Origin of the sequence: Aeromonas cavernicola, assembly GCF_002795305.1 — a bacterium.
Classification (GTDB): Bacteria; Pseudomonadota; Gammaproteobacteria; order Enterobacterales; family Aeromonadaceae; genus Aeromonas; species Aeromonas cavernicola.
The window spans coordinates 1-9678 of the sequence record NZ_PGGC01000198.1 but is presented as its reverse complement, the minus strand read 5'-3'; the positions used below and the strand labels follow the sequence as shown (position 1 = coordinate 9678).

7 protein-coding genes are annotated in these 9678 nt (G+C 56.9%); 4 read left to right on the top strand and 3 right to left on the bottom strand.

Annotation, left to right across the window (positions count from 1 at the left end):
* The 4 genes from CUC53_RS17335 to gcvP form a co-directional block, all read left to right on the top strand.
* On the top strand, positions 1 to 732 hold a 732-nt coding region (locus tag CUC53_RS17335), incomplete at its 5' end, for an FAD-dependent monooxygenase (protein WP_201796792.1).
* Between the two features lie 542 nt (positions 733 to 1274).
* Positions 1275 to 2372 (top strand): glycine cleavage system aminomethyltransferase GcvT, encoded by a 1098-nt coding sequence (gene gcvT / locus CUC53_RS17330; protein ID WP_100295278.1) that lies wholly within the window; start codon positions 1275 to 1277, stop codon positions 2370 to 2372.
* An 82-nt stretch (positions 2373 to 2454) separates the two neighbouring features.
* On the top strand, positions 2455 to 2844 hold the full coding sequence (gene gcvH, locus CUC53_RS17325; protein ID WP_100295277.1) for a glycine cleavage system protein GcvH: 390 nt from the start codon (positions 2455 to 2457) through the stop codon (positions 2842 to 2844).
* A 262-nt stretch (positions 2845 to 3106) separates the two neighbouring features.
* Positions 3107 to 5983, top strand: a complete 2877-nt coding sequence (gcvP, locus tag CUC53_RS17320; RefSeq protein WP_100295276.1) for an aminomethyl-transferring glycine dehydrogenase — start codon at positions 3107 to 3109, stop codon at positions 5981 to 5983.
* A gap of 585 nt (positions 5984 to 6568) precedes the next feature.
* On the opposite strand, the gene CUC53_RS17315 is transcribed toward gcvP, so the two are convergent.
* From CUC53_RS17315 to CUC53_RS17305, 3 genes are all read right to left on the bottom strand, one after another.
* A complete protein-coding gene (locus tag CUC53_RS17315; RefSeq protein WP_100295275.1) occupies positions 6569 to 7558 on the bottom strand; it encodes a PoNi-like cognate immunity protein in 990 nt (329 codons plus the stop codon).
* 9 nt (positions 7559 to 7567) lie between these two features.
* Complete coding sequence (locus tag CUC53_RS17310; protein ID WP_100295274.1) at positions 7568 to 8887, bottom strand: hypothetical protein; 1320 nt, start codon at positions 8885 to 8887, stop codon at positions 7568 to 7570.
* Between the two features lies 1 nt (position 8888).
* Positions 8889 to 9678, bottom strand: a 790-nt coding sequence (locus CUC53_RS17305; RefSeq protein ID WP_420808075.1) for a bacteriophage T4 gp5 trimerisation domain-containing protein, incomplete at its 5' end; no start/stop codon positions are given.

The window sequence follows — 9678 nt, the reverse complement described above, 5'->3', positions numbered from 1 at the left end:
TGGGTGCGTCGTCAGGCCGATATTCCCCTCACCAGCTGGGATTACGGCCACCATGCCCTGGTGGCGACGGTGCGCTGCGCCGAGCCCCATCAGGCGGTGGCGCGGCAGATCTTCACCCCTGCGGGCCCGCTGGCCTTTTTGCCCCTGTGGCAACCCGATCTCTGCTCCATCGTCTGGTCCTTACCTGCGGCCCGCGCCGAGGCGCTCAGTGCCTGCGACGATGAGTCATTTAACCGCCAGCTTACCGCTGCGTTTGATGCTCGCCTCGGTTTGTGCAAGGTCGAAGGGCCGCGCAGCGCCATCCCCCTGACTGCCCGCTACGCCCGTGATTTTGCCCGCGAGCGGCTGGTGCTGGTGGGCGATGCCGCTCACACCATTCACCCGCTGGCAGGGCAGGGGGTCAACCTTGGCCTACTTGATGCCGCTGCGCTGGCCGAGCAGATCTTGCAGATCCAGCGCGCTGGGGGCGACATCGGCCTGCTTGCCAACCTGCGCCACTACGAGCGTTGGCGTAAGAACGAAGCAGCTCATATGTTGGCGGCGATGGAAGGGCTGAAACGGCTATTCAGTGGTGCCCACCCCGTTAAAAAGTTGTTGCGTGGGGTAGGGCTTCGGGCTGCCAATTTGCTCACCCCTGTTAAGGATCAGCTGATCCGCCGTGCCATGGGGCTGGACGGCGAACTGCCTGCGCTGGCCCGTGCCGATACCCCCGCCAAGGTGGCTCAGCCCTGAGCTGAGGGGGCAGATCGCCACAGGCGTCGGGGGTTAAGGCAAGGCGGCGCTAGCCCCCTGCTGCTGCCTGTGCGCGAGGTGGGGGCGGCCGCTGTGATCGGGTTATCCGCAGCCCCTCTAACGTGAAAAAAACTAATATTACCGTGCACTTTGCCAAACAAAAGTAATCTGATGAGGCAAATCCCTCGGTTTTGCCATCAGTCTTTCGTGCGGAGTAGCGGCCAAACGTTTTTCTACAAATTGTGACGAAACGGTAAAAATCAAAATTTTATCTTGCCAGCACTCCTCTATGGCTTTTTTTATCGTGCCGTTTCCCTTAGTGTTTGGGGCCCAGTTGACAGGGTGAGATTAGTTTTTTTGAGCAGCGCCCGTTGCCGTTTGTCATATAATCCCCCCGTTCAAGGAGCCCCGCTTGCCTGCGCGCGGCAAGCAGCAGCACAGACCCCAAGCCCAGCGCCGACCGGTGGGCTATCCCGTTGCAGGTCAGCCGCAAACGGCGAGGGGCGTTATCCCGTAAGGGCTTTTGCTAAGGAAAGAATGCGATGATCAAGACCACGGTATTGCATCCCAAGCACCTGGAAGCAGGCGCCAAAATGGTGGATTTTCATGGGTGGGAGATGCCCATCAACTACGGTTCCCAGTTAGAAGAGCACCACGCGGTACGAAGCCGTGCGGGCATGTTTGATGTCTCCCACATGACCATCGTCGATTTGACGGGCGAGCAGGTCAAAGCCTTTCTGCAACACCTGCTGGCCAACGATGTGGCCAAACTCACTGCCCCCGGCAAGGCCCTCTACAGTGGCATGCTCAATCCCGAAGGGGGGGTGATCGATGACCTTATTACCTATTACCTTAGCGATACCTTCTACCGCTTGGTGGTTAACTCCGCCACCCGCGAAAAAGATCTGGCCTGGATCCGCCATCACGCCATCGATTTCGATATCACCGTCACCGAGCGCCCAGAATTGGCGATGATCGCGGTGCAGGGCCCCGAGGCAAAAGCCAAGGCCGCCAAGGTGTTCACCCCAGAGCAAAACAGTGCGGTTGCGGGGATGAACCCCTTTTTCGGCGTGCAGGCGGGGGATCTCTTTATCGCCACCACCGGTTACACCGGCGAAGATGGCTACGAGATTGTGGTGCCGCAAGAGCAAGCCTGCGCCCTGTGGCAAGCGCTGCTCGATAACGGCGTGGCCCCCTGTGGGCTGGGTGCCCGCGATACCCTGCGGCTGGAGGCGGGCATGAACCTCTATGGCCAAGACATGGACGAACAGACCAGCCCCTTGGCGGCCAACATGGCGTGGACCTTAGCGTTTGAGCCCAGTGATCGCTCGTTTATTGGCCGCGATGCCCTTGAGGCGCAAAAAGCGGCGGGCGATCAGCCCAAGCAAGTGGGGCTGGTGATGACCGATAAAGGGGTGTTGCGGGCCGGGATGGCGGTCACCTTTACTGCCGCCAATGGTGAGCAGCGGGAAGGGGTGATCACCTCGGGCTCGTTTTCGCCCACCTTGGGGTACAGCATTGCCCTGGCGCGGGTGCCCCGTGATATTGGCGCGCAGGCGGAGGTAGCTATCCGCAACAAACGGGTGACGGTGCAGGTTACCAAACCCGCTTTCGTCCGCCATGGTGAGAAGTTGGTTTAAGCCAAGCCAAGGACAGTGAACCTTTCCCTGCTGCTGTGCATATTCGTTTTTAAACGCGACTTAATGATCAAAGGAATCAAACATGAGCAATATCCCGAGCGAACTGAAATACGCCACGTCCCATGAGTGGGTCCGTCTTGAAGCCAACGGCGAGGCCGTGGTCGGCATCACCGAACATGCCCAAGATCTGCTGGGTGACATGGTGTTTGTCGATCTGCCGGAAGTGGGCAAACAGGTCGGGGCGGGTGATGACTGCGCGGTAGCTGAGTCAGTCAAGGCCGCCTCCGATATCTACAGCCCTGTGAGCGGTGAGATCGTTGCCGTTAACAGCGAGCTGGAAGGGAGCCCCGAACTGGTCAATGCCGAGCCCTATGGGGCGGGCTGGCTGTTTCGGATCAAGCTCGCCGACGAGAGCGAGCTGGCCAACCTGCTGGATGCCGACGGCTACCAGAACGTGGTGGACGAAGAGTAATCCCCCGGGCCCTGCACCAACGTGCGGGGCCCTTTTGTATGGCTGCCAATTGTTTGCTGATGATGGTATGGCAGCCAACGGGATCGGCAGCCCCCGTATCTGGGGGGGACGGCTTAGCCGATGTGCGGGTTACACCGATGATTCCCGCGAGCAGTCGCAGCTTGGCTGCGGCACAACGAACATCAGTGACGTCGCAAGTCCGGCTATCAGGATGTCGTTATCAGGATTTTTTATATCAGGAATTTTTATCAGGAATAGGGACATGACCCAGTCACTGTGTGAACTTGAGCAAACAACCGATTTTATTCGCCGCCACATTGGCCCAGGCGAGGAAGAGCTGCGCCAGCTGCTAGCGGCGGTCGGCGCAGAGAGCCTAGATGATCTGATTGAGCAGACGGTGCCCGCCGCCATTCGCCGCACTGGGCCGCTTGGGATCGGAGCGCCGATGAGCGAGGTCGCCGCGCTGGCCAAGCTCAAGGGCTACGCCGCCCAGAACCAGATTGCTAAGAGCTATATCGGCATGGGTTATCACGATACCCATGTGCCCCACGTCATTTTGCGCAACGTGCTGGAAAACCCCGGCTGGTATACCGCCTACACCCCGTACCAGCCGGAGCTGGCGCAGGGGCGGCTTGAAGCCCTGCTCAACTTCCAGCAGCTGACCCTAGACTTGACCGGCATGGATCTGGCCAGTGCCTCCCTGCTGGATGAAGCGACCGCCGCCGCTGAGGCGATGGCGCTGGCCAAGCGGATGGCCAAGTCCAAGTCCAACCTCTTCTTTGTGGCCGATGACCTGCACCCGCAGGTGATCGACGTGGTCAAGGAGCGTGCGGTTCACTTCGGTTTCGAGGTGGCGGTCGGCCCTGCTGAACAAGCCTGCGCCGAAGAGGTGTTTGGCGCCCTGTTCCAGTACCCCACCACCACCGGTGAAGTGAAAGATCTGCGCGCCCTGATTGCTGCGGTACAGGCCCAGAAAGGGCTGGCCTGCGTCAGCGCCGATCTGCTCTCCCTGCTGCTGCTCAAATCCCCGGGCGAGCTGGGCGCCGACGTGGTGTTGGGCTCCGCCCAGCGCTTTGGTGTACCGATGGGTTACGGTGGCCCCCACGCCGCCTTCTTCGCCACCCGCGATGCCTACAAGCGCTCCATGCCGGGCCGGATCATCGGCGTTTCCAAGGATGCCCGTGGCAAGGCTGCGCTGCGTATGGCGATGCAGACCCGCGAGCAGCATATCCGCCGCGAGAAGGCCAACTCCAACATCTGTACCGCCCAAGTGCTGTTGGCCAACATGGCGAGCTTCTACGCTGTCTACCACGGCCCGGTCGGGCTGAAAACCATCGCCTCCCGCGTCCACCGCCTCACTACCATTCTGGCGCTCGGCCTCAAGGCCAAGGGCGTGACCCTCAAGCATGCCAGCTGGTTCGATACCCTGACCGTGCTGACGGCAGATAAAGCAGCACTCATTGCCAAGGCTGAAGCCAATGGCATCAACCTGCGTGCAGACCTCGATGGCGCGGTCGGGGTGTCGCTCGCTGAAACCACTACCCGTGGCGATGTCGCCGAGCTGTTCGATCTCTTCCTCGGGGCAGGTCACGGCCTCGATGTCGCAGCGCTGGACAAGGCGGCTCAGGCCCATCACGCCATCCCGCAGGATCTGCTGCGCACCGATGCCGTGCTGACCCACGAGGTGTTCAACAAGTACCACTCCGAAACCGAGATGCTGCGTTACATTCACCGTCTCGAAGCCAAGGATCTGGCGCTCAACTACGCCATGATCTCCTTGGGCTCCTGCACCATGAAGCTCAACGCTACCGCCGAGATGATCCCAGTGACCTGGCCCGAGTTCGGCAAGTTGCACCCGTTCGCCCCGCTGGCCCAGACCAAGGGCTATCAGCTGCTGCTGGCCGATCTTGAAAACTGGCTGGTGAAAGTGACTGGTTACGATGCGGTCTGCATGCAGCCCAACTCCGGCGCCCAAGGCGAGTACGCAGGTCTCTTGGCCATCAAGAAGTACCACGAGTCTCGCGGCGAAGGGCATCGCGACATCTGCCTTATTCCGGCTTCTGCCCACGGCACCAACCCCGCTTCTGCCCAGATGGCAGGACTGCAGGTGATCGTCACCGCCTGTGACAAGTCGGGCAACGTGGATCTGGACGATCTGCGGGCCAAGGCCGCCGAGGCGGGGGAGCGGCTTAGCTGTCTGATGGTGACCTACCCCTCCACCCACGGGGTGTATGAGGAGACCATCAAGGAGGTGTGTGACATCGTGCACCAGCACGGGGGGCAGGTCTACCTCGACGGTGCCAACATGAACGCGCAAGTGGGCCTCACGGCGCCGGGCTTTATCGGGGCGGACGTCTCTCACCTCAACCTGCACAAGACCTTCGCCATTCCTCATGGCGGTGGCGGCCCTGGCATGGGCCCCATCGGCGTGAAGCAGCATCTGGCACCGTTCGTGGCCGGTCATGCCGTGGTCAAGACCGACAAAGAGAGCCGTGACAACGGCGCCGTGTCGGCGGCACCGTTCGGCTCGGCTAGCATCCTGCCCATCAGCTGGATGTATATCGCCATGCTGGGGGACGAGGGGCTCAAAAAATCCACTCAGGTGGCGATCCTCAACGCTAACTATCTGGCCAAGAAGCTGGGTGATGCCTTCCCGGTGCTCTATTCCGGCCGCAACGGCCGGGTGGCCCACGAGTGCATCTTGGATATTCGTCCGCTGAAAGAAGCTTCCGGCATCAGCGAGATGGACGTGGCCAAGCGGCTGATGGATTACGGCTTCCACGCGCCGACCATGAGCTTCCCGGTGGCGGGCACCCTGATGGTCGAGCCGACCGAATCCGAATCCAAGCGCGAGCTGGATCGCTTCGTCGAGGCGATGACGTCCATCCGCGCCGAGATTGGCAAGGTACAGGAGGGGCAGTGGAGCCTCGCCGACAACCCGCTGGTCCATGCGCCGCACACTCAGGATGACGTGATGGATGCAGAGTGGGCCCGTGGCTACAGCCGCGCCGAAGCGGTGTTCCCGTCCGACGCCGTACGCGCTAGCAAGCTGTGGCCGTCGGTCAACCGCATCGACGACGTTTACGGCGATCGCAACCTGTTCTGCGCCTGTATCCCGACCGAGGATTATGCTAAGTAAGTCAGCTGCGTTGACCCGACTCGTGCAGTGAGCACGTACGCTAAGTGAGTAACAAGAGGCCCTGCATCTGCAGGGCCTCTTTGTGTCTGTTTATGAGGGGAGTGATCCGCTGCGCTGGCGCTGCTTGATAAGAGCCCCCAGCCTGAAAAAGTGAGTGAGGGGCGTCCACTGCACGCTACCCGTCACGCTTGCTCCGGCATCCGAATGCGAAACAGAGCAAACAATCCCTAGTGGCTATCCAGTGAACTGACGGTCCAGCCCTGCTTTTTTAGCGTCAGCTCTACCTGTGCAAAGCGCAGCTGAGTAATGCCCCAAGGCTGCAATAGCTAAAACGCTGGTCTGACAAGGCGGCCGAATCCATCTCTCGTAGCGGGTAATCCCCCTTGGTCAGGGTGTCCAGTGGCCGGGGCTTTCAGCACAAGCAGATCCTTCGTCACCATCGACACCAGACCCCCGCCAGTGCAGGCCTTGGCCACTACTGGCTGTAAAAAATAAGGCATTAACCGTTTTAAATATAATTAAAACCTCTCTTGATCGTTAAATGGCCAATAAGTTCATGCTGTCGATATAAACATTGTCGACGCATTATTCTTGTATCCAAAATAACATATCGTCTTTGTTGATATGGGTTTGGGAAGGCAATGTTTGCCCTTTTCTAACAAACCATTTTTCATTGGTTAAATTACATTGCCAATGGCTGTCATGTGCTATTTCGCTGCCCGGCATAGCTATCGGATGTTGCGCTATTCGGAGGGCATTCCATTTCTCTACTGCACCATGCGCTTTTGCATAATCAACCAAATCTTTAGGGTAGTAGCGCATATCTCGGTAACTGCTGTCATCGAGGTCATACAATACCGTCATCAGTGCTGCCTCAAAGGCCCAATAACCAAAAAAGATGGCGTGCTTGGCCTTATGTCTATCGTACCAGTAACACTCTTTGCACCCCTTATACCACCCCTTAAGATAGTGTTTGATGCTGGCTTGACGCTCGGTTTTAGTGGGAATAGCCCCATCGCCTTTGATCGCATCAAATAATGGCCGATAAACATCGGGAATATAGGATTCAGGGCCACGGGGAAAACCAGCATAGCCAAGGCGGGCTAATAAGATACTCCAGAGCGGGTCATCATCCCCTTCGGGGTTTTTACTGATATAACGCACCATATCGGGCAGCATCTCATCTTGCCCATAGAGGATATTTAATGAAAACATCCAGAGCAGATATTGATAGGCATCGGGCTCCCAGTAATAGAACAGGTTATCTGGAAACTCTTTTTTATGGCGCGCAAACTCTTTATTAGCGACGTGCAGTTGAGCAATGACCGCTTCATGGGACTGCCCACCGGAATATACCAAGATGGTATGCTCAATATTGTCCATAAACATTCCCGCACTGGCGCCAGAGCGAGTTGGTAAAAGGCCAGGATCGCTCCAGCGTTCGTGTTGAGGATTGTTAATTTTATCCCACCACTCTTTTTTGAAATAAAGCGATTCCTTGTAGTCTGCCAATTGTTCCAGATAAAAGGCCTCTGATAACAGTGGGTCGCGACGCTGTTCAATAAACGAGCTCATTTCTCTCTCCTACTTAATTGGAACGGTACCAATCGCTTTGGCTGCGCTATCTAGCTTGGTAATTTGAATCACTTCACCGGACTCATCGACAATCATTAACCAAGAGGCATGACCTTTATCCCTTATATCTGCCAACACCTTTTTATCAGTTATCTCATTTGGTAGCCGTTTTTGTATCCACAAATCACCCATCTGCTTACCCGATCCCTTGGTCATCGACAGTAACTTGGTACTTTTTGTGCCATCGCCATCGATATATTCACCGCTGGCGGTACGGTATTTGGTTTCGGTCACCACATAAGGGGGTGGCGGTGCATTGTTTTTATACACACCATCAATCCCGCGTCCTCGCGGTTTGTCGGTCAAACTACGCACTTGCCGATGCTCCGGCAGTAGGTTCGCAAAATTGTGATTACTCATCCAGTTATCGCTGATTATCTCACCGTACAGCCCTTTTCCTGTGCGGCTCAATGTACGGGGATTGACTTTCGCGACATCGGCAGGGAGCTGATGCACCACGGTGCCGCTGGGCACAGCTTTATAACCGGGCGCATGTTTAACCGCCTCTTTTTCTAATCCTGCGGCAATCTCATCCAGGGATTTGAGAACAGGCCCCATGGCTGCTGGCAACATCTGGCTGGCCTGTGACTGCATTTGCATGACCATGCGCTGGGACTGTTCAAGCCAAATTCGAACCGAAGAGGGGGCTATCCCCTTAATTTTCCTAATAAGGCTATTGAGTACATTGACCGCATCATTCAGATACCCCAGCAACGCACTGACCGCAATCTGGCCGCGAAGACCACGGATCTGCCCTGCAAACTTTTTGAGCACGGTGTCTAGGCGTGAAATACCGAGTACTTTCTTCACCTTGGGGTCATAGAGAAAACTCAGAACAGGTGCCATGGCAGGTTTAATGGCTTTTGCTGCATCGCCACCGGTTTTACGAACAAATAAGAATACGATTTTTAGCACGCCTTTTAGCGCAGACCCCAAACTCGGGATCAGACCAATCAGAGTGAAACAAAGGAACACCCACTTTTCAGGCTGCTTGGGATTACGTGAAATATCACGGGCATTAGCGATCAAATCCCGGCAATCCAGCACTTGGTCAATCACAGGGATCAACCCCAACACGGCATTGGCGGCAATTTGCCCGGTGGTTTGATTGGCATTGAAATCCCCTTGGAGTGCCTCCCAAATCCATTGCAAACTCGATGCAATGCCTTTTTTCACCGCATCAGCACTTTGTTTGACGTAGGCAGCGCCACCGGACACCGCTTGTTCTAAATGACCATAAAGTCGTTCAAATAAATCGTTACCAAACATATCAACCCTCATCACTCAGACTATCGAGATGTCCCGTTAGCGCCGTGATGGATTCACGTGGCAAATCATCAAAGTGGTCTTGCTGTTCATAGGTCACACAAGCAAGACCCGCTGGTACATCTTCAAGTAAGGCCATCCCCTCACCATCCAGTACGCCGTCACGAACAGAGCCATCACTCAGCACCGCTTTGTACGGCGTACCAGCGAATGGCATCTGTTCGGGGTCAAGGTAATAAAACTTCATCCAGTGTTTGTTTGACCCATCCTCTATCCCCTCCATGTTCTTAGGCATTTTGCCCGCCCAGCCGCTGCCATTGCCGGGGCTGCCGCCGGCATTGAGCTTGATGGTGGGGCCGGACAGGGTGATGCCGCTCGGGTCAATTTTGACAAAGCTACCCGCCACTTTCAGGGTCAGCTCAGCCCCTGCCGCCATCACGATCTTCATCCCCGCCTTGTGGTGCACCTCGTTGCCCGCCTCCACCAACAGCGCTTGGCCAACTTTTTGGTGCAGGGTGCTGTCCACCGTCAGCGAGTAATCGCCCTTGATCTGATCCCGCTTTTCGCCATCGACGCTTAGGTGATCGTTGGCCTTGATCCGGGTCACCCGCTCGTTGCCAATCTCGCTGTGCTCATCGTGTTTGATCTGCCACGTGGCGTTGTGTTGGATCAAGCCGTTGAGATCTTTTTGGCCGTGCAGGTAAATTTCTTCCCGTCCCGCTTGGTCTTCAAAACGCAGCTCGTTAAAGCCCTCGCCCTGATGGGTCTCGGTGCGCAGCACGGTGCGGGTTTTA

What these genes read in the sequence shown, in the direction of transcription:
- gcvH (WP_100295277.1), top strand. Translation starts at nt 2,455, where the DNA reads ATGAGCAATATCCCGAGCGAACTGAAATACGCCACGTCCCATGAGTGG.
- CUC53_RS17315 (WP_100295275.1), bottom strand. Translation starts at nt 7,558, where the DNA reads ATGAGCTCGTTTATTGAACAGCGTCGCGACCCACTGTTATCAGAGGCC.
- gcvP (WP_100295276.1), top strand. Translation starts at nt 3,107, where the DNA reads ATGACCCAGTCACTGTGTGAACTTGAGCAAACAACCGATTTTATTCGC.
- CUC53_RS17310 (WP_100295274.1), bottom strand. Translation starts at nt 8,887, where the DNA reads ATGTTTGGTAACGATTTATTTGAACGACTTTATGGTCATTTAGAACAA.
- gcvT (WP_100295278.1), top strand. Translation starts at nt 1,275, where the DNA reads ATGATCAAGACCACGGTATTGCATCCCAAGCACCTGGAAGCAGGCGCC.